Here is a 21568-nt window from a genome sequence, read left to right on the forward strand (position 1 = left end):
CGGCGGGTGTGCTGGGGTGCGGCTGGATTTCGGGCTCGCGCGGATGCTACGCCGTCGGGGCACGGGGCCGCGCGGATGGTACGCCTCGGCGGCGTACGGCCAGCAGATAGGTTCGCGGACATGATGCGTTCGCCACTTCACGACCGGCACCTCGCGCTGGGTGCGAAGCTCGCTCCGTTCGGTGGTTGGGAGATGCCGCTCGAGTATCCCGGTGGCGGCGTTCTCGCCGAACACCGGGCGGTCCGCACCGGCGTCGGTGTCTTCGACGTGAGCCACCTGGGCAAGGCGCGCCTGCACGGCCCCGGCGCGGCGGCCTACGTCGACGCCACCCTGACCAACGCACTCGACAAGATCGCGCCCGGGCAGGCGCAGTACACGCTCTGTTGCGACGACGCGACCGGCGGCATCGTGGACGACCTGATCGCCTACTTCGTCGGGCCGGAGGAGATGTTCCTCGTCCCCAACGCCGCGAACACCGCGGAGGTCGTACGCCGGCTCGCGGCCGAGGCGCCGTCTCGGGTCGAGGTGACCGACCTGCACGAGGCGTACGCCGTCCTCGCCGTCCAGGGCCCGCGCAGCGACGACCTGCTGGCAGCGGCGGGGCTGCCGGCGGGTCATGCGTACATGTCGTTCGTCGAGGCGCCCTGGCGCGGCACCACGCTGACCGTGGCGCGCACGGGCTACACCGGGGAGCGCGGCTACGAGTTGGTGATCCCCGTTGACGCGGCGGGGACGGTGTGGGACGCGTTGTTCGAGGCTGGTCCGGCCCTCGACGTGATGCCGTGCGGGCTTGGTGCCCGCGACACGCTGCGGACCGAGATGGGCTACCCGCTGCACGGTCAGGACATCTCGCTCGACGTCACGCCGGTACAGGCGCGCCTCGGTTGGGCGGTGGGCTGGAAGAAGCCGGCGTTCTGGGGGAGGGCGGTGCTGTCGGAGGAGCGCGCGGCCGGTCCGGCGCGGCGGCTGCGCGGTCTCGAAGCACAGGGCAGGGGGATCCCGAGGCCGGGCATGTCGGTGGTCGACGAGGCCGGCGAGCCGCTCGGTGCGGTGACGAGTGGGACGTTCTCCCCGACCCGACGGGTCGGTGTCGGCCTGGCGCTGCTGGCTTCCGGAGTGGAGGATGGCGCCGAGGTCGCGGTGGACGTCAGAGGCCGCCGTGAGCCTTTCGTCGTCCGCCGCCCACCCTTCGTGGACACTTCTCTTCGTTGACACCGCGCCCACGGCGTAACCACCTCCCGGTCATCTCATTTTCGAGATAGCGTCGCAGGTATGGGAGCGGAGGACCAGGACAACCTGCCGGTGATGCCGGGCTTTCGGGAGATGGCCGTCAGGCGTCGCCGGCTCGCCACGGAACTGGTCGAACTCCGCAAACGGTCCGGGCTCTCCCAGACCCAGGTGGCCGCGCGGATGGGCACGTCGCAGTCCGCCGTCGCCCGGATCGAGGCCGGCGCCGTGGACGTCCGGCTGTCGACCTTGGAGCGGTACGCATCCGCGGTGGGCCGCCAGGTCGAAGTCCGGCTCGCCACCGGCGTACGCCCACCAAGGAAGTAGGAGGGGGCATCCGGACGTGGCACCTGAGGATGCGGCAAGCGACAGGGAGAGACGCATGGCAGACGACCGCGTGATGACGTTCGACACGTACATCCAGGAGCAGCTCTTCGAACGCCGGGTCGTTCTCGCGCAGGGCTTCCTCGACGACCAGCTCGCCACCCGGACCGCCGCCCAGCTGCTCACTCTGGAGGCCCTTGCCGACCAGCCGATCCGGCTCCACCTCGGCTGTCGCGGCGGCGAGTTGGGGGCGGTGCTCAGCATGGTCGACACGATCCACATGCTGGGCGTCGATCTCACGGCCGTCGCGGTCGGCGAGGTGAGCGGCGTCGCTGTCGCCGCCTTCGCCGCCGCGCCCATGCGGCTCGCCTACCCGCACGCACGCTTCGCCCTCGACGAGCCGAAGTCGCCCGAGATCAGCGGTACCGCGTCCGAGGTCGACACGTACGCCCGCGAGCACCTCCGCATGCGCGACGCAGTGATCGAGCTTCTCGCCGCCGCGACCGGACGCCAGGCCGACGCGATCGCTACGGACCTGCGTAAGGGCCGGTTCCTCACAGCGGAGGAGGCCGTCGGCTACGGACTCGTCAACCGGCTGGTGGGTCCGGGCGAGCGGGAGGCGTCCGCGCCCTGAACAGGCCCACCCGGGTCGGGCGAGGGTGGCCGGTCCCAGGCCGCCCGGCGGGCGGCACGGCGCAGAGTCGCGAGGACCGGACGTCCCGCGAGGAGCACCAACGCGGCGTTGACGAGGGCGCGTACGCCGTCCCAGCCGAACGACGTCGTGACGTAGAACGCCGCATAGTGTCCGACGTTCGCGAGGGCGGAGTCGCCTGGTGCGTACGCCATCCCGACCGGCAGCGAGCTGGAGAACGGCCAGAACGACAGGTTCAGCAGCGCGCCATACGCGAAGCCCGCCACCCCCGCGTAGCCCGCGAGCAGCCACCGCTCGACCCGGCCGGACGCCCGTGGCAGAAGGCCGGCGAACAGCCCCACCCACGCGAGCCCCACCATCTGGAACGGCATCCACGGCCCGACACCCCCGGTCGCGAGCGCGCTGGCGAGCAGCATCACCGAGCCAAGCGCGAAGCCGAAGCCGGCGCCGAAGACCCGGCCCGCGACGACCAGCAGGAACAGCGTCGGCTCGAACCCGCCCGTACCCGGGCTGAGCGCCCGCAGGGCGACGCCGGCAGCCGCCAGCACCCCGAGCATCGCGATCGCCTTGGCGTCCATGCCGCCGTCGGCGAGTTCGGCGAGGACGACAGCCACGACGAGGGGGAGGAGCAGGACGAAGAGGTACGTCGCGGCGGCGGAGTCCCCGCTCGCCGTACTCCCGACGTCGGCCAGGAACGGCCAGCCGAACCCCGCCGCACCAACGAGCGTCGCCAGGACCAGCGCGACGAGCGACCGCGCACGAAGTGCGCGCGTCACGACGCCGGCTCGAGCGAGGCGGCCACCTGCCCGACGGTGAGCCACGGCAACGGACGCAGGATCTTCGCCACCTGCGGCGCGAAGGTCGGCGACGCCGCCACCACGTGTGCGACGGGGCCGTCCGCGACGATCTCCCCGTCGGCGAGGACCACCACCCTCGTGGCGATCTCGGCGACCAGCTCGACGTCATGCGTCGCGACGACGATCCCGTGGGCGATCCCACGGCCTCCGCCCGCGAGCTCGCGCAGGATCCCGGCCAGGCGTCCCTTCGCGAGGTAGTCCAGGCCACGGGTGGGTTCGTCGAGCAGCAGCAAGGGCGGTTCGGCGGTGAGGACGACGGCCAGCGCCAGACAGAGCCGCTGCCCTTCGGACAGGTCTCGGGGATGCCGATCGGAGGGTACGCCTGGAGCCAACCGGCCGAGGATGGCCGCGCACCGACCTGCCGGGGCCCCGAAGTCGGCGTCGGCCTGCCGGCACTCCTGCGCCACTGTCTCGGCGTACAGCAGCGCACCAGGCTCCTGCGGCACGAGACCGGCGGCCTTCGCGATGACGGCGGGCCTGGCGCCGGTCGGGTCGAGGTCGCCTAGCCGGACCGTGCCGCCTGCCGGCTTCGTGAGTCCCACCAGGGCATTGAGCAGGGACGACTTGCCCGCGCCGTTCCGCCCCATCAGGGCGATGACCTCACCCGGTGCGACGTCAAGGTCGATGTCGTGCAGCGCCGGCCGAGTCGCAGCCCGCCGTGGTCCGTAGCGCACGAGCAGGTGGCGTACGGACGCGACCGGGCGTGCGCCGGAGCCGGGCGTACTGTCAACGCTGCCTTGCGCACCCGCTGGCGCCGGAGTTGGCGGCGCCGATCGCGGGGTCGATGGCGGGGTCGATGGCGGGGTCGATCGCGGGGTCGGCGGTGCGACGGTGGCGAGCCGCTCCCGCAACGGCCCGGCCAACGCGCGCGCGTCGCGCACCGTCAACGGCAGCGGGTCCCAGCCGGCGAGCCGGCCGAGTTCCACGACCGGTGGCGCCACCGTCGAGTCGGCCATGACGGCTGCCGGCGGTCCCACCGCGAGCGCCTGGCCGTCACCGGGCACGAGGACGATCCGGTCGGCGTACTGCACGACTCGTTCTAGCCGATGTTCGGCGACGACCACCGTGACGCCGAGGTCGTGGACGAGCCGGTGCAATGCGGCGAGTACGTCCTCGGCGGCCGCCGGGTCGAGAGCGGAGGTGGGCTCGTCCAGCACGAGTACCCGCGGATGGCTGGTGAGGACGGAGCCGATCGCGACCCGCTGCTGTTGACCACCGGAGAGCGTGGCGATGGGCCGGGACCGTACGCCGGTGAGTCCGAGCAGGTCCAGCGTCTCTTCCACCCTGGTACGCATGACGTCGGGTGCCAGGGCCAGCGACTCCATGCCGTAGGCCAGCTCGTCCTCGACGGTGTCGGTGACGAACCCGGCCAACGGGTCCTGACCGACCACGCCCACGACGTCGGCGAGGTCTCGCGGATGGTGCGTACGGGTCTCGCGCCCGTCGACGACCACGCGGCCGCCCAGCGTGCCGCCGGTGAAGTGGGGGACCAGGCCGTTGATGGCGCGCAGCAGGGTGGTCTTGCCACTGCCGGTCTGGCCGACGACGAGGCACAGTTCGCCCTCGGCGATCTCGAACGTCACGTCGCGCAGGACCGGGCTCGCGCTCCCGGGGTAGCGCATCGACACCGACTCGAACCGGATCATGACGCCTGCACCTTCCCCCGTTGGTCGCCCGCCCGCTGGTGCTTTGCCTGTTCGTCGCCCGCCCGCTGGTCGTCTGTCTCTTCGTCGTCCGCCTGCTGGTCGGCCGGCGCCTCGTCGCTCACCGGTCGGGGCGGAGGTGGAGCCAACCACGCGGGCAGGAGGCCGATGAGCGCGGCCACGGTGGGGATCATCGGCAGCTCGGGCACCGTGAGCGGCACGGTACTGGCGACGAGGTCGCCGCCCCCCGCGATGGATGCCCACAAGAAGCTAGCGGCGACGGCAACGCCGCTGGCGGTGACCAGCCATTCCGGCAGGGCCCACGGATCTGGCCGGTACCTCGTCCGGACCGTGCGCCGGCCACCGAGCATCAACCCGGCGCACGCGGTGACGAGCCCCGCGCCGAGAGCGGGCAGGGCGAGGGTTCGGGTGGCACCGGCGTCGAGGAGCCCGTAGACGCCGACGCAGATACCCATCAGGCCCCCGAGGACGAGGCCGGAGGTGAGCAGGCGGGCCCGCCGGGTCACGTTGCCGAGCCGGCCGTATCCCCGTGAGTCCATCGCCGCCGCCAGCGCGAGGGAGCGTTCCAAAGCTCCCTCCAGGACGGGTACGGCAGTGGCACGGACCGAGCGCAGGCCACGGTCCGGCTGGCCGCGCAGCCGGCGGGCCGCCCGTGCCCGCGCCGTGTCGGCGACGAGCTGGGGTGCGAACGTCATCGCGACCACGACCGCGACACCCAGCTCGTAGAGCGCTCCAGGCACGTGCGTGAGCAGGCGCTTGGGGTTGGCGAGCGCGTTCGCCGCCCCGACGCAGCCGAGTATCGCGGCGAGCCGCAGTCCGTCGTACACCGCCGATGCCAGCGCCTCCGCGGTGACCTGGCCGCCGATCCGGATGCCGTCGACCCACTCCGGCAGGGGCAGCTCGGGCAGGGTGAAGAGGACCGTCCGGCCGGCGACGGCGGCGCCGAACACCGCCTGGAACACGACGCGGATCACGATGACCGCCAACCCGAGCTTGAGAAACGCCGCATAGGAGTTGGCCCACGGCGCGGTCGATCGCCTGGCCGCCACGACGTAACCCGCAACCGCCAGCAGCAAGGCGAGCAGCAGCGGGTTCGTCGTCCGGCTGGCGGCGGTGGCGAGCCCGAGCGCCCACAGCCACCACGCGCCCGGGTGCAGGTTCCGGGCGAAGGAGGGGCGATGGGCTGCACGCACGGGTCGGCCCGTCAGCCCGCCGAGCCGGCGTCGGCGTTGCGCTGACGCCGGATCATGAACCCACCGACAATCAGCACGACCACGACCGCGACGGCTGCCACCGGCAGGACTGGGAACCCATCCGACTCGGCGTCCGCGCTCGCGGCGGTTTCTGAAGACTCAGCTGGGCTGGAGTCCCCGGCGGGAGCGGCTGCCGCGGGCAGCGCGAGAGAGACGCTCGGCTCGGGCGTGGGGAACTCCGGCACCGAGTCGACGGCGTCGCCGCACCCGGTTGCTGGGAAGTCGTCGATGGCGCAGACCAGCCCTTTCTGCTCGCGTACCTCACCGATGGCGGCGAGCACCTGCGCGGAACTGGCTTTCGCGTCGACCACCGCGCATGCACCGCGGGCGTCCGGTGGCTCCGGCTCGCCCTCGGCCTCGCCGGCGAGGCCGTAGTCGACGACGACGGCGACGCGCTTCTTGCCTGTCTCGGCTGGTGTCGACCCGCAGATCTGATCGAAGTCTCCGGCGGCCCGCGGCAGGCGCGGCGGTGTCTTCTCGCCCGAGACGGCGAGCCGCCATCCCTCCACGGCACCGTCCTTCGGGGTGACGCCGGAAGGGCCGGACTTTGCAAGTGCCCAGGCGTCGTCCTGCCACTGGTAGAAGCCCCAGAAGCGGTACGCATCCGCGTGGGCGGTGCCGGTGCCAGCGGCGAGTACGGCCGCGAGTACAGCGGCACAGAGTACGACGAAGAACGGAACGGCCAGCGTGGCGTACAGCAGGCCGGCGCGACGACGGCGGCGGATCTCGGACCGCATCGATGTCCTCTCACGGTGTTCGGTCACGGTCGATGCGGGAACCGGACCACACACGAGAGATGCCCCCGGCAACGCAGGCGGCGTACGCCTGGAGCCGAGGGCGGGCTCGGGTGTCTGACCCGGGCTCCGCCCGCAGACCTCGACGGGTGGTGTGGAGCCGGCCGCCATGGTCAGGTGCTCCGGCTTGCCGCGGGCACCTGGTGTCGAACCCCTGGATCGAGCCAGTGGATCGAGCGACCTGGCACGCGGCCTACGGTTGCGGGTCAGCGCCGGACTCGGACCGGCTTCCCCTGCTGGTGGTGGCCTTTTCGACCACAACCCCATGGCGGTAGTGCTGGACGGACGGTCTCACGCCCGCACCCGGAAGTCAAAGGAGGGTGGGGGCCTCCACTAGGCTCACCTGCCATGACGTGGACGTGGCGGCTCGAGGACGCCGAGGGCAACCCTGTGGACGCTGGCGAGTTGGCGCGCAGCGAATTCCCTTCGCAGAGCGACGCGGAGAGCTGGGTCGGTGAGTGCTGGCGTGATCTCGTCGCCGTGGGCGTCGACCAGGTGGTGCTGCTCGAGTCGGGGCGCGAGGTCTACGGGCCGATGAGCCTGCATCCCGCCGACTAGCTCGCACCACCTCGCCGGACGCGTCGGTCGCGGCGTCGTTCAGATCGTCTCGCCGGGCTTCACGAGCGGCTTGGGCATGCGGAGCCGGCGGATCTGGGTGGCCCGCATGACGCCGTAGGCGACGGCACCCCGGTGACTCTCGTCCGGGAAGCGTTCGCGCAACTGCCGCTTCAGCCGGCGTCCCATGAAGATCAGGTCGATCGGTACGACGATGATCGCGACCAGCCACAGGTAGGTGGCGACGATCTGTACCTGCGGCATGGGGATCGTCATGACGATGAAGATCACCAGGAAGTAGGGCAGGAGATACTCCGCGGGAGTACGCCTGGAGTCGACGAAGTCGCGGCAGAACCTCTTCACCGGGCCCTTGTCGCGTGCCGGGAGGTAGCGGTCGTCGCCGGTCACCATCGCCTGCTGGACCTTCGCCCGCTCGGCGCGGGCCTTCTCCCGCTGCTGGCGGATGGCTTCCTTGCGGTCACGCGGTGCCGACACGCGTGCCTTGCGTGCCTGTTCGGCATCGCGGCGCTTGGGGGTGGGCCGACCCTTGCTGCCCGGTCGAGCAGGAGCGGTCTCGGCGGCAGCCTCGGACGGCGGCGGCGCCTCTTCGGTCGTACGGCGTCGGAACACGATCGACAGGGTATCGGCTCGACCACGCTCACCGGCCGCGGAGGCCGCTGAGCGCCACGCGCGCATCCTGTCGTGGACACCGGGCGCACCGCGCCGGTGGATTCCGGGCCGTTTCGGGCGGACACCGGACGAATTCGGCTTCCAGGGCTTCGCCCATCGCCAGCGTGGCGTAGGTGAAGACGGGGCATGCAGCTACGAAGGTGCGTTCTCGCCGCCCGACCTGGGCACGCGTGGTAACTGCGGGGCGGGCGGGGTCGCTCTTGTTCGCTTCGCGGGCATAGGGTGATCGCAGGCAAACTGCTGTCCGGTGCCGCCGTGGCGCCCGACTTATGACGACCGGCCTGGAGACGAAGGGGGCGGCCGACCTCGATGGGTATCCTCAACCGCTTCGCGATGATCTTCCGCGCGAAGGCCAACAAGGCGTTGGACCGCGCTGAAGATCCGCGCGAGACCCTTGACTACTCGTACCAGAAACAGCTGGAGATGCTCCAGAAGGTCCGGCGCGGAGTCGCCGACGTCGCCACCAGCCGGAAGCGTCTCGAACTGCAGATGAATCAGTTGCAGCAGCAGTCCGGCAAGCTCAAGGACCAGGCGCAGAAGGCGCTCGGCATGGGCCGGGAGGACCTCGCCCGCGAGGCGCTGACCCGGCGGTCCGGTATCGAGCAGCAGCTCACGGATCTCAGCACCCAGCACGCGACCCTGCAGGGCGAGGAGGAGAAGCTCACGCTCGCCGCCCAGCGCCTGCAGGCCAAGGTGGAGGCCTTCCGCACCAAGAAGGAGACCATCAAGGCGACCTACACCGCCGCCGAGGCGCAGACCAGGGTCGGCGAGGCGTTCACCGGCATCTCCGAGGAGATGGGCGACGTCGGCATGGCCGTGCAGCGTGCCGAGGACAAGACGGCCGAGCTCCAGGCACGTTCCGGCGCCATCGACGAGTTGCTCGCCTCGGGTGCGCTCGACGACGTGACCGGCACGGGCAAGGACGACATTTCGCTCGAGCTCGAACGCATGGCGTCCGGCAACGACGTCGAGAGCGAGCTCGCGGCGATGAAGGCACAGATCGGTGGCGGCAGCGCCGAGGCCCCCAAGCAGATCGAGGGCCAGGCCGCCGAGGGCGATCAGGCCGCGTCTCCGGCCAGCCCGAAGTCCCAGGCGGCGCCGGAACAGCCACAGAGGCAAGGTGAGTGAATCGTGATCGTCCGCATTCTCGGAGAGGGGCAGGTCAAGGTCGCCGACAAGCACCTTCAAGCCCTCAACGAGCTCGACAGCAGGCTCGAGTCTGCGGTCAACGCTGGCGACGAGGCGGCCTTCCGGGCGGCGCTGCAGGCGCTGCTGGAAAAGGTTCGCGCGGTCGGGACCAAGCTCCCTGACGACTCGCTGGAAGATTCCGACCTCTTCCTCCCGCCGGAGGACGCCACGGTCGACGAGGTCAAGGAACTCCTCGGCGAGGAAGGTCTCATCCCCGGATAGTGGAACTCGAGAAGACCGCCATGACGGTGGTCGAACTCATCCGCCTCATCCGCCGCGCCCGTGACGGGTGCGGCGGATGCTGCCTAGCGAAGCTCTCTCGGGGCTGGAACGACACCACGCCGGGAACATTTGGGCGCTCCCGCGTCGTCCTATGAAGTGACTCTCGAGGAGCGATGAAAACGATGGCTCGCACACGATTTCTGCCCGACCGGGGCCTTACGTCGCGAATGGTTCTGGTCATGTTCCTGCTCGGTCTGCTCTACGTCGCGGCGATGGCGGGGCTGATCGCCGCGGGTTTCGACGTTGCCCTGGTGCTGATCATCGCTACCGGTTTCCTGGTCGCGCAGTGGTTCTTCTCCGACAAGATCGCGCTCGCCGCGATGGGTGCCCACGAGGTGTCACCAGAAGACGGCCGGATGGCGGCCGAGCTCCACGGCGTGATCGACCGCCTGTGCGCACTGGCGGACATGCCGAAGCCGCGGGTTGCGATCGCCGACACCGACCTGCCGAACGCGTTCGCGACCGGCCGAAACCCGAAGAAGGCGGTCGTCTGCGTGACCACCGGTCTGATGAGGAAACTCGACACCGACGAGCTGAGAGGCGTGCTGGCGCACGAACTGTCCCACGTCGCCCACCGCGACGTCGCCGTCATGACGATCGCGTCGTTCCTCGGCGTGCTCGCCGGCCTGGTGGCACGGTTCGGGATGTACTCCGGCCTCGGCCGCAGCCGGGACAACACCGCGGTCATCTTCGCCGTCGTGTGGCTCGGCAGCATCGCGGTCTACGTGATCAGCTTCATGCTCACCCGGGCGTTGTCCCGCTACCGCGAGTTCGCGGCCGACCGGGCCGGCGCCTACCTCACCGGTCAGCCGTCGGCGCTGGCGTCGGCCCTGACCAAGATCTCCGGCGACATGGCGCAGATCCCGACCCGCGACCTCCGCAAGGCCCAGCCGGCGCAGGCATTCTTCTTCGCGCCCGCGGCTGTGGGCAAGACGCTCGGTGGCCTGCTCTCCACCCACCCGCCGACCGAGAAGCGGCTCGAACGCCTCGCCCAGGTGAGCGCCGAGCTCGGCAAGCCGATGGCCTAGACCCAGCGCCCCTGACGACATGACCACGCCGCCACCCGCGCCCCGACAACCTCGTGATCATGATCGTGATCACGAGGGATTTCGGGGTCTATGGCCGCTTTTCCTTCATGATCATGGGCGCCCGCCCGGGGGTGCACGTCGACCAGGTTCTCCCCGGGCGAGCACATCGAGTGCGCACGACGACCAACCACCTCGCGATGATCGAGACGATCTGAGAGGCTGCCGGGATGAAGTTCCTCGACGCGTTGCTCGGGCGTAGCCAGCCCAAGAAGCCGGACCTCGACCAGCTGTTCGGGCTGCCCCAGGCGGCGCTGACCCTGGAGGCGGCGACGGACTTTCGGCCGACCGGCGTGGGTTCGGTGTGCTACCGGGCCGCCGAGGGCGGTGCCTTCGCCGCCACCCAGGCCGATGTGCAGCAGCTGCTGGACGCCGACGCAGGGGGGGGTGGGGGAGCACCTGCAGTCGAGCGCACCCAGGACAGCTACGGCTTCACCTGGCTCGTGTGCAAGCACGACCCGTCCGATGCCTCTGGACTCGTGACCGACCTGCATGCGGTCAACAGTGCGCTGGAGGCGTCCGGGTTCGGGCCGTTCCTGCTCTGCTCACTGCTGACGTTCCGCGACACCGGCGGCCGCAAGCTGGCACTGGTCTATCTGTACAAGCGCGGGAGCTTCTATCCGTTCGCTCCGCAGACCGGCGAACGCCGCGACAACGCGCTCGAGCTGCAGATCCGGGGCCTCGTCACCAATGATCTGCGGGTCGAGGACGACCTGTCCCGCTGGTTCCCCGTGTGGGGTGCGCCGGGCCTGTGAGGCGGCGCCGGTCCTTGTGCGCGCGGAACGCCGGTCGTTGTGCGCGCGGAACGCCGGGCCGGATTGCCGGCGGTCATACGTTCGATGAGGTCCGGCTCTTGTTCGGTGGTGTCGTTGTCGTACGGAATGCCGCTCACAGAAACGCACCGGAGGGAAGGTAGGGCGCGGGCGGACGCATGTGCCGCAGGCACAGGTAGCCCTCCGTACGCAGGGACAGACCGGCCGCCAGTGCGACGTCCACGGCCCACTCCTGCGCGGCGGTGAGGAAGTCGATCCGGGTCAGCGCTCCCTCGGGCGCGCGGGCCAGGGCCGACCAGAGCAGCCGCTGCGCGATCTTGCGGGTCGTGGCGGCCAGCAGGACCGGTGTACCCGAGGCGTCGACGAAGCAGTAGCCGCTCCCCGTCAGTGTGTCGCACACGAGCAGTCCGAACTCGGCACACAGGAACTCGTGGTCCACCCCGTGCGCCGCTCCGCGGATCTGGCGGTCGACCGAGTCGCACAGGTCCCGGTCTCCCGGGCCACCCTCGCGGATCCCGTCGACCACCGGCAGAGCTGCCCGGTTGACCGTGCCGGTGATCCGGATGGTCGGGTGCAGCGTGAATCCGGCGAGCCGGTAGCGACGCGCCGCCCGCGGGTCGGACGTCGAGATGATGATCCCGCGCAGGCACCCCTGGCTGTAGCCCAGCACCGCGTCGAGCAAAGCCGAGCCGATCCCGGCGCTCTGGTGGTTCGGATGGACGAAGTACGCCGACAACCCCCAGAGCTTCTCCCTCCGCAACGCCATCGTGACGCCCACCACGTCGCCATCGGCGTCGGCGACCCAGCAACCCTCGGGGTCATGGCGCAGGAAGTGCTTGGCCCGGCGCGCCCACAGCGAACTCCACTCCGGCGACGCCGGCCCGGGCGGCGGCGAGGTGCCGGTGGGGCGAGTCGCCCGGACCAGCTCCAACGCCGCGTGGGTGAGTGCTCTGGCGGCCACGATGTCGTCATCGCGCATGGGGCGGATCAGCACGAAGTGACCCTATGCCGGGACCCCGCGCGTGCGCACCCGCCCGTCACGCGCCAGGATGTCGGGCGTGCGCGTGCTGATTGCTCCTGACAAGTTCGCCGGGACTCTGACCGCGGTCGAGGCGGCCGAAGCGATGGCCGAGGGCTGGCGCCGGCAGGCTCCAGCCGACGACGTGGTCACGGTGCCGATGTCCGACGGTGGGCCCGGATTCGTCGACGTCCTGCACGCGGCCTCGGGCGGCGAGTTGGATGCCGTGACGGTCACGGGTCCGCTCGGTGAACCGACGCCCGCCACCCTCCTTCGTACCGGCGACACGGCCTATCTCGAGTCGTCGCAGGCGTGCGGGCTGGCGCTGGTGCCGGAGCAAAGGCGCGATCCACACCGGGCCACCACGTTCGGTGTGGGCGAGATGGTGGCGGCCGCGATCGATGCGGGCGCGCGCCGGTTGGTCGTGGGCCTCGGGGGGAGCGGGACCAACGACGGGGGAGCGGGCCTCTTGGCCGCACTCGGCGCCACCGCGGAGCCGTCCGGGGGGCTCACGTCCGGTGGCGCGACCCTTGCCGACCTCACCCACCTCGACCTGGCCGCGGCACGAGAACGCGTGGCCGGCGTCGAGATCCTGGCGGCGAGCGACGTCGACAACCCCCTGCTCGGTCTGCGGGGGGCCACCAACATCTTCGGCCCGCAGAAGGGTGTCGGAAAGGACGAGCTGGTCGCCCTGGACGCCGCCCTCGAGCGCTTCGCCGATCTGGCCGATCGCCCGCTCGCGGACGCCAAGGGTGCGGGTGCTGCCGGTGGCCTCGGCTACGCACTGCTGCTGCTCGGCGGCCGGCGGGTACCTGGCATCGAGACGATCATCGACGCCGTACGCCTGACCGAGCGGGCCCGCAAGGCCGACGTCATCGTGACCGGCGAGGGCGCCTTCGACTTCCAGTCCAAAAGCGGCAAAGTGGTATCCGGCGTCGCGGCCGTCGCGGCGGAGGTCCTGCGGCCCTGCGTGGTCCTCGCGGGCGACGTGCTGGTCGGTTCCCGGGAGATGCGCACGATGGGCGTGGAGTCGGCGTACTCCCTGGTCGACCTGGTCGGCCGGGACCGTGCGCTCGGCCAGGCCAGAGACAGCCTCGTCGCCCTCGCCGAACGCGTGGCCAGGACTTGGTCCCGCTGAGCGCACCCGCCGGTGAGCTGTGCAAGCATGGTGGCGGTGCTCCCGGGGATGTCCCGTACATCGGGATCGCTGAGCACCGGAATGGCTGAGCTGCCGCGGATGTTGCAGCCAGCAGACATGACCGCGACCAGATGATCACGGGAGTCCGATCTATGACCATTCAGGGCGACCTGACCCAGGAGCAGCAGGCCGACGGCGTCGTGCTCACCGACGCGGCAGCGAGCAAGGTCAAGAACCTCCTCGACCAGGAGGGCCGTGACGACCTCCGGCTTCGACTCGCGGTCCAGCCGGGTGGCTGCTCCGGCCTGCGCTACCAGTTGTTCTTCGACGAGCGCGAACTCGACGGCGACGTCGTCAAGGAGTTCGGCAACGTCGGCGTGATCGTCGACCGGATGAGCGCGCCATACCTTCAGGGTGCGGTGATCGACTTCGTGGACACGATCGAGAAGCAGGGCTTCACGATCGACAACCCGAGCGCCACCAGCTCCTGCGCCTGCGGCGACTCGTTCCACTGAGCTCTGAGCATTCCCTGAGCCCTGGACTCCTCCGTGCCCGGCGCTGTCAGGCTCCGGTGTCGAGGAAGATCGGGTTCGTCAGCGCCACCATCGGCTCGAAGTGCGTCATCGCGGCGTGCGGTCGGCGCACTTCGACCCTGACGTAGTGCGAGGCCGCGGCGGTCGTGGTCCAGGTCGCGGTCCCCTCCCCACCGGTCTCCAGCTGGGCGACCGCTCCCTTGTCCGTGACGAACCGGACGAATCCCTCCGGCGCGCCCCTGACGGCCACGTCGAGTGTCACCGGGGCGTCCCAGGGGAGGCAGAGTCGGCCACCGATCCCCGCGACGTGCCCCGCACCACGCGCGGAGAACTCCATCTCGACCTCTGATGACCCCGTGAGATAGCTGTGCCCCGCGCGCACCCCAGCGAGGATCGCTTCCCGGGTCAGCGCCTCCGCGCGGACGACTGTCTGGCCGAGGCCCACCCTGTCCTCGCCACCGTGGAAGTCGCTGCTGCCGACCGCGGGGAGCCACCGGCCCGCGCGGCCGGCGGCCACCAGAGCGGCGTCCCAGGCGCGGAGCGACACCTCGTCGTCGGGTGTCCAGTCGCCGTTCCACACCTCGATCGCGTCGACGTCGTCGAAGCCGTACTTCCACGCGCAGCCCAGACACGGCGCGAACGGATGTGCGGCGATCGCGATGCCTCCCTGGCGGTGGATCTCGCCGACCGTGGCGGGGAGCAGGCCGTCGGCCGCGCGGAAGCGCCAGTCGATCCACGAACCCTCCGTGAGACCCGCGGCGACGAGGTGCCCGTTGCGGGTCGTCACCTCCTCACCCACAATGATCAGCAGGTCGTCGCTGGCGTGGTGGCCCCAGATCCCGGCCGCGCTGCAGGTGTTGTGCTCCGTGGAGACGATGAAGTCCAGACCGGCGTCCCGGGCGGCGGCCGCGAGCTCGGCGGGCTCCAGCTGCCCGTCCGAGTGGACCGTGTGCATGTGCAGGTCGCCGCGGTACCACGAGGGACCTCGACCGTGCGCCCGCGCGGGAGCTGGACAGGGTACGAAGTCTGCGTCCGTACGACCTGATTCCGTACGACCCGACTGCGGCGTATCCCGTCGCAGCGTGACCTCGACGCGATAGGTCATGCCCTGCGGCGCCACGGTGTACGGGCCCAGCAGGATGTGCCAAGTGCCGGCGTTGACCGGGCCGGGGACGTAGCCGGGGGTGGCCTGCGTACGTCCGATCACGAAGGAGTCGCGGGCGCCTCCGGACCATCCGCGGAAGCCGGGGCCGTCAGGCACGCCATGGCCGCGTTCGTCGAAGATGCCGATGTCGAGCGCATTACCCGGCAGTCCGGCGGGCGGCTCCGGCCGGTCGTAGCCGTAGGCGACGGCGATTTCGCGGACGCCTTCGGGTACGTCGACCGGCAGGTAGACCCAGTCCTGCGCGCCGATCTCGAACCTGCCCTCCAGGACCACGGTCTCGTCGCCGCCACCCACGGCATCGGTATTCGCGGAGAAGCTCATCCGGTCGAGTATGGGCCCTCCTTCGTCACGGGCCCCACCAGCGTCGAAATCGGCGGATCAGACGAACGGCCATAGCGTCGCCTTGTGACTGGCGACCAACCTCGCGCCCGGCGGGCTCGCTGCCGGCCAGGTCCGGGTCGTACGGACTGTGCGACCGACCGGCCCGGCTCCGCGCCAGCCGTAGGTAGCCGTCGGCGATGGGTGACACCGGCTGGCCGGCACGTAGTCGCCTGCTCAGCTCCAGCCAGACATGTGCGTGCTGGATCGCCGTGACCTCGGTGACGGTTCGCCGGTCCTCGCCGAGAAGGAGGCCTGCGAGCTCGGGTGCGACGAGAACGGCCGATCCCAGGTGCTGGAGGCACCGCCCCTCGCCCTGGTGGTCGGCGAGCTTGCGGAACTCCGTCAGGGCGTGTTGCCACAGGGCGGCCGCGACCGTCGCTCGGCCCTGCATCCAGGCGGCGACGCCCCGAAGCTCCGCGGCGTGTGCCTGCCCCGCGGAGTCGCCACACTCGCCGGACCGGCTCTCCGCCAGGTCGAGGCGGTCGAGCGCACGGTCGGGCCGACCCTGGTGGAGGTAGACGACGCCCATCGTCAACAACGTGGTGACCTCACCCTTCACGTTCTTTCGCGGAAGGCGCTGCCAGACGCGCTGGAGCTCGAGTTCGGCGCCGGCCAGCTCGACGGCGGCCAACATGGGGTCGGTCGCGCTCTCGGCGCGGGCGAGGTGGAGTAGGGCCCGCTCGTGATGGTGCCACGCACCCAGATCCCAGGCGGTGGGTCGTCGCCACGGCAGCCAGGACCACCTGTCGGCCGGCACGGGTACGCCGGCCTGGCTCAACATGGCGGCGGCGTCGTCGAACATGCCCGCGGATCGGTAGACCGCCGCCATCCGGACCGCGGCGAGGCGGTCCAGGTCGTGCCGGCCGGCGGTGTAGGCGAGCTTGACGAGGTTCTCCTGGACGAGGCGAGCACCGAACACCTGCTGCTGGCGGACGTACCAGACGTCGACCGCGTCCGCGAGCCGGGCGAGGTCATCGAGAGTCAGCGCGAGCAACTCGCCCTCGGGATAGTCCTCGGTGGGCGTGTCCGCGTAGCTGGCGGTGAGCAGTGCCCGGAGCAACGGCTCCTCGGCTTGGAACCACAGGACGGCCGACCTGGCGTAGTCCACGCTGTCCAGCAGGATGCTCCACCGTTCGGCGAGATCGGCGTAACGATGGACGAGCGAGGACAGAGCGGCGCGGACAGCGGTCATGCGTTCGCTGTCAGGTTCGGTCGCCCTGACCGCCTGGCGTACCTCGAGCGGCATGCGATACCTGCCGACCGGCGAGCGGCGGACGAGATTCCGGTTGCAGAGTTCCTGGATGGGGTCGACGAGGTCGATGTCGTCGAGTCGTGGAGGGGTGGGGCGACCGAGATCGTGCGACGTCGCAGGTCTACCGGACTCCATCGCGTCCAGGGCATCGATGCCGCGGCGCGCCGCCTCCATCGCCTCGACCGTGAGTTCCGCGACGGGAAGGTCGGCAAGGGCGCGCGCCAGGTGGCGGGCCTTGCGAGACATGCTGACACCGGTGCGTTCCAGAATCGCCAGCCAGACGCGCTCGCGCGGATCCTGGTCGGACGTCATGTGGCGCCACAGGCGGGTGGTCAGCTCGGCCGGGCTCCAGTGGCTCTCCGGGCGGCCCATCTCCCGCGCCAGGTCGCGGACCGCCCCGGGCCGCCCGCCGCACACGGCGAGTACGTCGTCCAGCCAGTCGGGGTCATGCGGCTCCCCGCCGTCCCGTGGTTGTTCTGCGGACCAGACGGTGCGCATGCTCGAGACGTCCAGCTCTCCGAGCGCCACCACACAGTCGGCGGGGAACGCGGCGCCGATGGTGGGCCGACCGGCCACGACGAGGTACGGATGGCTGCCGTCGGTGGTCCACTGATCGACGAGCCAGGTGACCTGGCCGGCGTCGATGACGTTGTCCAGGAAGAGGACCGCGGGCCGTCGTGACAGCTCGTCACGGAGCCGCAGGGCCGCGTCGGCGAGGATCTGGGGCTCGCCGCTTGCCGGCTCGGCCGCACCGAACATCGACAGGAGCCGCCCGGCGATCGTCGGTGCGTCGTCGGGAGATCGGGTGGACCAGCCACGCAGGTCGAACGGCGCGGTGTCGGCGGCATCGACGTAGCCACGCTCGACGAGTTCCGCGACGACAGCCTCGGCGACGGCTGAGCTCCCGATGCCCGGGAGCCCTGTCACCGCGAGCAGACCGCGGCGGCAGACGATGTCGAGTCCCCGATAGACGTCGCTGTCACGGCCTGCGAGCGGTGCGGGGGTACGAAACCACGCAGGTCGCAGGGGTGGTCCGGGCGCCACCAGGTCGCTGTCGAGGTCGCGGTAGCGGTTCCGGTTGCGCTCCAACACCCGCCGGGTCAGCCAGAGGATGGTGAAGAGTCCACCGACGCCCAGGACGTAGCGCAGGTCGCTGAGGATGTTGCCGAGGGCGTCGGAGAGAACGCTCAGAAGGAAGAGGCCGACCGTCGTCGTGGCCAGGACGGCGGCGTTGCGGACCGGACCCCACCGGGGTTCGACGTCGATCTTGGCGGCGGGTGGCGCGGCTGGTGGCGGTGCCGGCGTGATCGGTGCCTGCCCGACCGGTGCCGGTGTGATGGGTGCCGGTGTGATCGGTGCCTGCCCGACGGGCGCGGGAACGCCCGCGCCCGGTTCTCTGGGCGATTCGGCGTCGGGGAAGCCCAGGCGTGACGCCGCCGATCCGGAGGGCGGCGCTCCCGCGCCACCGCCAGCCGCCGCCGCATGGCCGGGATCGGGGCCAGGCGGCCGGCCGGGGCCGGCCGGACCGCCGGGTGCGGTGTCGTCTGGTCCGCTCATCGAAGGACACCTCCGGTGAGGCCCGGCACCACCCACCGGCGCCAGGTGGCGAGCAGGACGACGACCGGGACCACGGCCGACACCGCAGCGCTGGCGGCAACCGTCCCGGCAGACGTGCCGAACTGCCGCGCCTCACCCCAGAGCACGAGCGTGAGCGGGCTGGAGCCCGGTCCGCTCACCAGCAGGGCGATGATGAAGTCGTTCCAGACCTGGACGAACTCGATCACCGCCACGGCGACCACAGCGCGTCCGGCGTTGGCCCAGAGCCGGGTTGCGGCGGTGACCGCACGTGTCTGACCGCGCAGGGCGTCCACCTCCGGGCTGTCCGGCGCGGCGATGAGCGCCGCACGAAGGATGAGGATCGCCAGCGGCAGGGCAGCTGCGGCGTGGACGAAGATCAACGAGAAGTCGGAGCCGGCGAGGCTCAATGCCGTGAAGGCCTCGCGAAGCGGTACGGCGTACATCTGCACCGGCGCGACGGCGAGCAGAGTGAGCGCGGCGACGACGACCCGGGCCAGCCGGGGCCGGGTGCTCAAAGCCAAGGCACGGGCGGCGAAGACTCCCGTTCCGACCACCAGGACGGTGGCGCCGAGGGCGACAGTCAGCGTGGTCGACAGCGAGTCGACGAGCCCGGGCGCGGAGATCTCGAGCGACCGCAGCGACAGGCCCTCCGTGCCCCGTCGCCACCAGCCCGTCGACCCGGCGTCGATCGGGTCTCGAAGTGCCGTGGCGACCAGGGAGATGACCGGAAGCGCCCAGAGGACGCAGATGCCGCTGCCGACCACGATGCTCCAGCCGCGGGTGCGTACGTCGGACTCGCGACCGCGTTCCCGCCACCAGTGCGGCGGGCTTGTCGATACGTTGCGTGGCCGGCCCATGGCGTGGCTGAGCACGAGCGCCACGACGCCGAGCATGGCGAACAGGATCACCGCGAGAGCGGCGGGTTGCCCCTGGTCCTCCAACGGCTTCGCCGTGAGGCGCCACCAGTGGACGGCCACCGTGTCGACGTCGTCCTGCATGGGTCCGGGCGTGGCGACGAGTACGAGGTCGAACAGCCGGACCGCCGCCGCCACCAACGTCAGCATGATCGTGGCCCCGACTGGCCAGAGCATCTGCACCCGGATGCTCAGCTGCCGGAGCCGGCCCGCCCCCTCGACACGCGCCCGGCGGATGACCCCTTCGGGACTTGCCCGGAGCCCCGCCCGGAACAGTGACACCGCGAAGCCCAGCCACGTCCAACAGAAGGACGAGACGAGTACGAACCAGATCAGACCGGGGCCGAGCCAGACCGGTGTCCGGTCGAAGATCTCGAACACCAGCGCGCTTGCCAGCCCGCGCTCGGGGACGGGATCGAACATCAGCCGGAAGGCAGCGCCGGAGGCGACGGCCGAGGCGCCGAACGGCAGGACGATGACGCCCATGAACGCCAGCCACCAGCGGTCGACCGCCCTGCTGAGCATGGCGATGCCGAAGCTCACCACCACCAACGCCAGGGCGGTGACGATCCAGAGGGCCGTGTGCCACAGGGCGCGGAGTGCGTCGGTATCGCCGAGGACGGCGGCGAAGTTTCCGAACCCGAACCGGTCGGCGTCGAACGCCTGGACGACGGTCACGAGCATGGGCACGATGAGCAGGACGAGGACCATTGCCGCGGGGATGGCGAGGACGTAGTCGAGGACCTTGACCGGCGGCCGGCCGGGCACCAGCGGCCCGCTCATGGGGCGGCTGGTGACCTCCAGCCGGAGGTCGCGATGCGACACGATCGCCATCAGAAACCCTGGAGGTCCATGCACTCGTCGATGGCCGCAGCCGCTGCGCGGCGCCTGAGGTGCAGCGACGTCTGGTCGACGTCGGGTCCTCCGGCTTCGTCCTCGAGGGCGATCAGCCGTTCGATCGCCCGGTCGGCGGCCGCCGGCGCCAGGTCGGCGTGGCCGTTGCCTACCTCGGCGAGCAAGTCCTGCAGGACCCTCCACAGTCCTTCGCGGCCACCGATGGCGCCGATCTGGTCCGAGAGGTCGAACTGATAGGGCCGTTCGTGCAGCTGCCGCGCGAACGACCCGACCTTGGGCGTGTAGCTGCCCTGCGGTGTGTTGCGGTTGGCCGGGATGAAACCGCCGTGGCCCGCGATCCAGTTCACCGGCGCGGACGGGTGAGCCAGGCGTCTGATCAGGTCGGCCGCGTCGTCGACCGCCGCCCGGGTCAGCACTGCCGCGTCGCCGCCCGCGATCAGCGGTGCATCCGGCGCGTCCACCCGAGGGAAGGCGAAGATTCCCCAGTGGTCGGTACACCCGTCGCCCTCCGGGCGACCGAAGTCACGGACGAACGGCTCGGCGAAGTCGGGGACGAGCACCATCGCCGCCCGGTGGTACCGGAACACCTCGAGCACGGCGTCCGGGAACTGCTGCACCAGGGACTTCTTCACACCGCCGGACAGAGCTCCGGGCGCGCCCCACATCTGACCCAGCAACACGAGGGTGTCGCGCACCTTGGGGTGGTCCCACGGTCGTGGTGACCCGCCCTTGAGTCCTCGGTACGCACAGGGCGAGTGCCCCAGCAGGACGTTCTCGAAGAACAGCGTCAGCATCCACCCGTCGGCTGCGGCGACGGCGAGGGGTGCGACGCCTCGGCGTACGAGCTCGGCGTTGACGTCGGTCCATTCCTCCCAGGTGCCCGGCGGCTCGAGGCCGTACTTCGCGAACACGCAGGTGCGGTACCACACCAGCGACTCGTGGGCGAGCTTGAAGGGCAGACCGTACGCCGCCGGGTCGCTGCCCTCCTCGGGATCGAACAACAGGTCCCGCCACACGAGGTCGTAGTTGTCGCCGACGGTGCCGTAGGACAGGAGGTCCCTCGGCAGCGGCTCGAGGACGTCACGGTTCTCCCACACGAGGCCCGGCATGGGCAGCATGACCACGTCGACCCGGCCAGCTCCCCGCGCGGCCAGTGCGGTCGAGATGTCGTCGCCGAGCGGTACCGGTTCGACGGCGTACGTCTTGGGCCGCATTCCGGGCAGGTCGTCCAGGTGGTCGATCAGCCGCCGGAACGCCACGAGCTCGGCGGCGCTCCATGCGACCGCGACGCGGACCGCCGAGTCCGGTCGTACGAGGTCATAGCCCGCCGAACAGCCGGCGCCACCGCCGGCGAGCGGCAGGAGGCCGGCCGTGCGCAACAGGCCTCGCC

Annotated in this window: 21 protein-coding genes and 1 riboswitch; of the genes, 11 read left to right on the top strand and 10 right to left on the bottom strand. The window is 70.9% G+C overall.

The genetic code is table 11. The features are described 5' to 3' along the window. Positions 1 to 120: 120 nt before the first annotated feature. The 3 genes from gcvT to ABNF93_RS10975 are packed head-to-tail and all read left to right on the top strand — an operon-like array spanning position 121 to position 2185. The gene (gene gcvT, locus ABNF93_RS10965) at positions 121 to 1212 is read left to right on the top strand and encodes a glycine cleavage system aminomethyltransferase GcvT (RefSeq protein WP_349327830.1); all 1092 of its coding nucleotides are present in this window, start codon (positions 121 to 123) and stop codon (positions 1210 to 1212) included. 60 nt (positions 1213 to 1272) lie between these two features. Beyond that, positions 1273 to 1554: a helix-turn-helix domain-containing protein gene (locus ABNF93_RS10970; RefSeq protein ID WP_349327831.1), complete on the top strand. Its 282-nt coding sequence runs from the start codon at positions 1273 to 1275 to the stop codon at positions 1552 to 1554. A gap of 55 nt (positions 1555 to 1609) precedes the next feature. After that, positions 1610 to 2185: an ATP-dependent Clp protease proteolytic subunit gene (locus ABNF93_RS10975; RefSeq protein WP_349327832.1), complete on the top strand. Its 576-nt coding sequence runs from the start codon at positions 1610 to 1612 to the stop codon at positions 2183 to 2185. Here the strand turns inward: ABNF93_RS10975 and ABNF93_RS10980 are convergent. The 4 genes from ABNF93_RS10980 to ABNF93_RS10995 are packed head-to-tail and all read right to left on the bottom strand — an operon-like array spanning position 2128 to position 6714. Further along, complete coding sequence (locus tag ABNF93_RS10980) at positions 2128 to 2979, bottom strand: ECF transporter S component (protein ID WP_349327833.1); 852 nt, start codon at positions 2977 to 2979, stop codon at positions 2128 to 2130. The genes ABNF93_RS10975 and ABNF93_RS10980 overlap by 58 nt on opposite strands. Beyond that, the gene (locus ABNF93_RS10985; protein WP_349327834.1) at positions 2976 to 4706 is read right to left on the bottom strand and encodes an ABC transporter ATP-binding protein; all 1731 of its coding nucleotides are present in this window, start codon (positions 4704 to 4706) and stop codon (positions 2976 to 2978) included. Before ABNF93_RS10985 ends, ABNF93_RS10980 begins: the two co-directional genes overlap by 4 nt. After that, positions 4703 to 5917 carry an energy-coupling factor transporter transmembrane component T family protein gene (locus ABNF93_RS10990; RefSeq protein ID WP_349327835.1) on the bottom strand — a complete coding sequence of 405 codons (1215 nt, stop codon included), beginning with the start codon at positions 5915 to 5917 and terminating at the stop codon, positions 4703 to 4705. Before ABNF93_RS10990 ends, ABNF93_RS10985 begins: the two co-directional genes overlap by 4 nt. Positions 5918 to 5928: 11 nt before the next feature. Continuing rightward, entirely contained in the window at positions 5929 to 6714 is a 786-nt protein-coding gene (locus ABNF93_RS10995; RefSeq protein WP_349327836.1) for an SCO2322 family protein, read from the bottom strand. Positions 6715 to 6865: 151 nt separating this feature from the next. Beyond that, a riboswitch (cobalamin riboswitch) is annotated at positions 6866 to 7054 on the bottom strand. Positions 7055 to 7119: 65 nt separating this feature from the next. Here ABNF93_RS10995 and ABNF93_RS11000 point away from each other — a divergent pair. After that, a complete protein-coding gene (locus tag ABNF93_RS11000) occupies positions 7120 to 7329 on the top strand; it encodes a hypothetical protein (RefSeq protein ID WP_349327837.1) in 210 nt (69 codons plus the stop codon). 39 nt (positions 7330 to 7368) lie between these two features. On the opposite strand, the gene ABNF93_RS11005 is transcribed toward ABNF93_RS11000, so the two are convergent. After that, a complete protein-coding gene (locus tag ABNF93_RS11005) occupies positions 7369 to 7956 on the bottom strand; it encodes a DUF3043 domain-containing protein (protein WP_349327838.1) in 588 nt (195 codons plus the stop codon). A gap of 369 nt (positions 7957 to 8325) precedes the next feature. On the opposite strand from ABNF93_RS11005, the gene ABNF93_RS11010 reads away from it, so the two are divergent. The 5 genes from ABNF93_RS11010 (at position 8326) to pspAB (ending at position 11326) form a co-directional block, all read left to right on the top strand. Next, positions 8326 to 9144, top strand: coding sequence for a PspA/IM30 family protein (locus ABNF93_RS11010; protein ID WP_349327839.1), 819 nt, complete (start codon positions 8326 to 8328; stop codon positions 9142 to 9144). A 3-nt stretch (positions 9145 to 9147) separates the two neighbouring features. Beyond that, the gene (gene pspAA / locus ABNF93_RS11015; protein ID WP_349327840.1) at positions 9148 to 9426 is read left to right on the top strand and encodes a PspA-associated protein PspAA; all 279 of its coding nucleotides are present in this window, start codon (positions 9148 to 9150) and stop codon (positions 9424 to 9426) included. Between the two features lie 182 nt (positions 9427 to 9608). Continuing rightward, complete coding sequence (htpX, locus tag ABNF93_RS11020; protein ID WP_349327841.1) at positions 9609 to 10514, top strand: zinc metalloprotease HtpX; 906 nt, start codon at positions 9609 to 9611, stop codon at positions 10512 to 10514. A gap of 59 nt (positions 10515 to 10573) precedes the next feature. Next, positions 10574 to 10729, top strand: a complete 156-nt coding sequence (locus ABNF93_RS11025; RefSeq protein ID WP_349327842.1) for a hypothetical protein — start codon at positions 10574 to 10576, stop codon at positions 10727 to 10729. 12 nt (positions 10730 to 10741) lie between these two features. Beyond that, a complete protein-coding gene (pspAB, locus tag ABNF93_RS11030) occupies positions 10742 to 11326 on the top strand; it encodes a PspA-associated protein PspAB (protein ID WP_349327843.1) in 585 nt (194 codons plus the stop codon). A 133-nt stretch (positions 11327 to 11459) separates the two neighbouring features. Here the strand turns inward: pspAB and ABNF93_RS11035 are convergent, their stop codons facing one another. Further along, the gene (locus ABNF93_RS11035) at positions 11460 to 12338 is read right to left on the bottom strand and encodes a GNAT family N-acetyltransferase (RefSeq protein ID WP_349327844.1); all 879 of its coding nucleotides are present in this window, start codon (positions 12336 to 12338) and stop codon (positions 11460 to 11462) included. Positions 12339 to 12393: 55 nt separating this feature from the next. Here ABNF93_RS11035 and ABNF93_RS11040 point away from each other — a divergent pair, with 55 nt between their 5' ends. After that, the gene (locus ABNF93_RS11040) at positions 12394 to 13500 is read left to right on the top strand and encodes a glycerate kinase family protein (RefSeq protein WP_349328113.1); all 1107 of its coding nucleotides are present in this window, start codon (positions 12394 to 12396) and stop codon (positions 13498 to 13500) included. Between the two features lie 152 nt (positions 13501 to 13652). Beyond that, positions 13653 to 14015 (top strand): HesB/IscA family protein, encoded by a 363-nt coding sequence (locus ABNF93_RS11045; RefSeq protein ID WP_349327845.1) that lies wholly within the window; start codon positions 13653 to 13655, stop codon positions 14013 to 14015. A 46-nt stretch (positions 14016 to 14061) separates the two neighbouring features. Here the strand turns inward: ABNF93_RS11045 and ABNF93_RS11050 are convergent, their stop codons facing one another. The 4 genes from ABNF93_RS11050 to ABNF93_RS11065 are packed head-to-tail and all read right to left on the bottom strand — an operon-like array spanning position 14062 to position 21557. After that, entirely contained in the window at positions 14062 to 15519 is a 1458-nt protein-coding gene (locus ABNF93_RS11050; protein WP_349327846.1) for a CehA/McbA family metallohydrolase, read from the bottom strand. 25 nt (positions 15520 to 15544) lie between these two features. Further along, positions 15545 to 18388, bottom strand: coding sequence for a hypothetical protein (locus ABNF93_RS11055; RefSeq protein ID WP_349327847.1), 2844 nt, complete (start codon positions 18386 to 18388; stop codon positions 15545 to 15547). Further along, complete coding sequence (locus ABNF93_RS11060; protein WP_349327848.1) at positions 18385 to 20148, bottom strand: sugar ABC transporter permease; 1764 nt, start codon at positions 20146 to 20148, stop codon at positions 18385 to 18387. The genes ABNF93_RS11055 and ABNF93_RS11060 overlap by 4 nt, the downstream gene beginning before the upstream one ends. An 8-nt stretch (positions 20149 to 20156) precedes the next feature. Then, positions 20157 to 21557, bottom strand: coding sequence for an ABC transporter substrate-binding protein (locus tag ABNF93_RS11065; RefSeq protein ID WP_349327849.1), 1401 nt, complete (start codon positions 21555 to 21557; stop codon positions 20157 to 20159). Positions 21558 to 21568: the final 11 nt, after the last annotated feature.

It is taken from the genome of Actinopolymorpha sp. B9G3 (assembly GCF_040120725.1).
GTDB lineage: Bacteria > Actinomycetota > Actinomycetes > Propionibacteriales > Actinopolymorphaceae > Thermasporomyces.

Coding starts and splice junctions, on each gene's coding strand:
- gcvT (WP_349327830.1), top strand. CDS start 121: ATGATGCGTTCGCCACTTCACGACCGGCACCTCGCGCTGGGTGCGAAG.
- ABNF93_RS10970 (WP_349327831.1), top strand. CDS start 1,273: ATGGGAGCGGAGGACCAGGACAACCTGCCGGTGATGCCGGGCTTTCGG.
- ABNF93_RS10975 (WP_349327832.1), top strand. CDS start 1,610: ATGGCAGACGACCGCGTGATGACGTTCGACACGTACATCCAGGAGCAG.
- ABNF93_RS10985 (WP_349327834.1), bottom strand. CDS start 4,706: ATGATCCGGTTCGAGTCGGTGTCGATGCGCTACCCCGGGAGCGCGAGC.
- ABNF93_RS10995 (WP_349327836.1), bottom strand. CDS start 6,714: ATGCGGTCCGAGATCCGCCGCCGTCGTCGCGCCGGCCTGCTGTACGCC.
- ABNF93_RS11000 (WP_349327837.1), top strand. CDS start 7,120: ATGACGTGGACGTGGCGGCTCGAGGACGCCGAGGGCAACCCTGTGGAC.
- ABNF93_RS11010 (WP_349327839.1), top strand. CDS start 8,326: ATGGGTATCCTCAACCGCTTCGCGATGATCTTCCGCGCGAAGGCCAAC.
- htpX (WP_349327841.1), top strand. CDS start 9,609: ATGGCTCGCACACGATTTCTGCCCGACCGGGGCCTTACGTCGCGAATG.
- ABNF93_RS11025 (WP_349327842.1), top strand. CDS start 10,574: ATGATCGTGATCACGAGGGATTTCGGGGTCTATGGCCGCTTTTCCTTC.
- pspAB (WP_349327843.1), top strand. CDS start 10,742: ATGAAGTTCCTCGACGCGTTGCTCGGGCGTAGCCAGCCCAAGAAGCCG.
- ABNF93_RS11040 (WP_349328113.1), top strand. CDS start 12,394: ATGTCGGGCGTGCGCGTGCTGATTGCTCCTGACAAGTTCGCCGGGACT.
- ABNF93_RS11045 (WP_349327845.1), top strand. CDS start 13,653: ATGACCATTCAGGGCGACCTGACCCAGGAGCAGCAGGCCGACGGCGTC.
- ABNF93_RS11050 (WP_349327846.1), bottom strand. CDS start 15,519: ATGAGCTTCTCCGCGAATACCGATGCCGTGGGTGGCGGCGACGAGACC.
- ABNF93_RS11055 (WP_349327847.1), bottom strand. CDS start 18,388: ATGAGCGGACCAGACGACACCGCACCCGGCGGTCCGGCCGGCCCCGGC.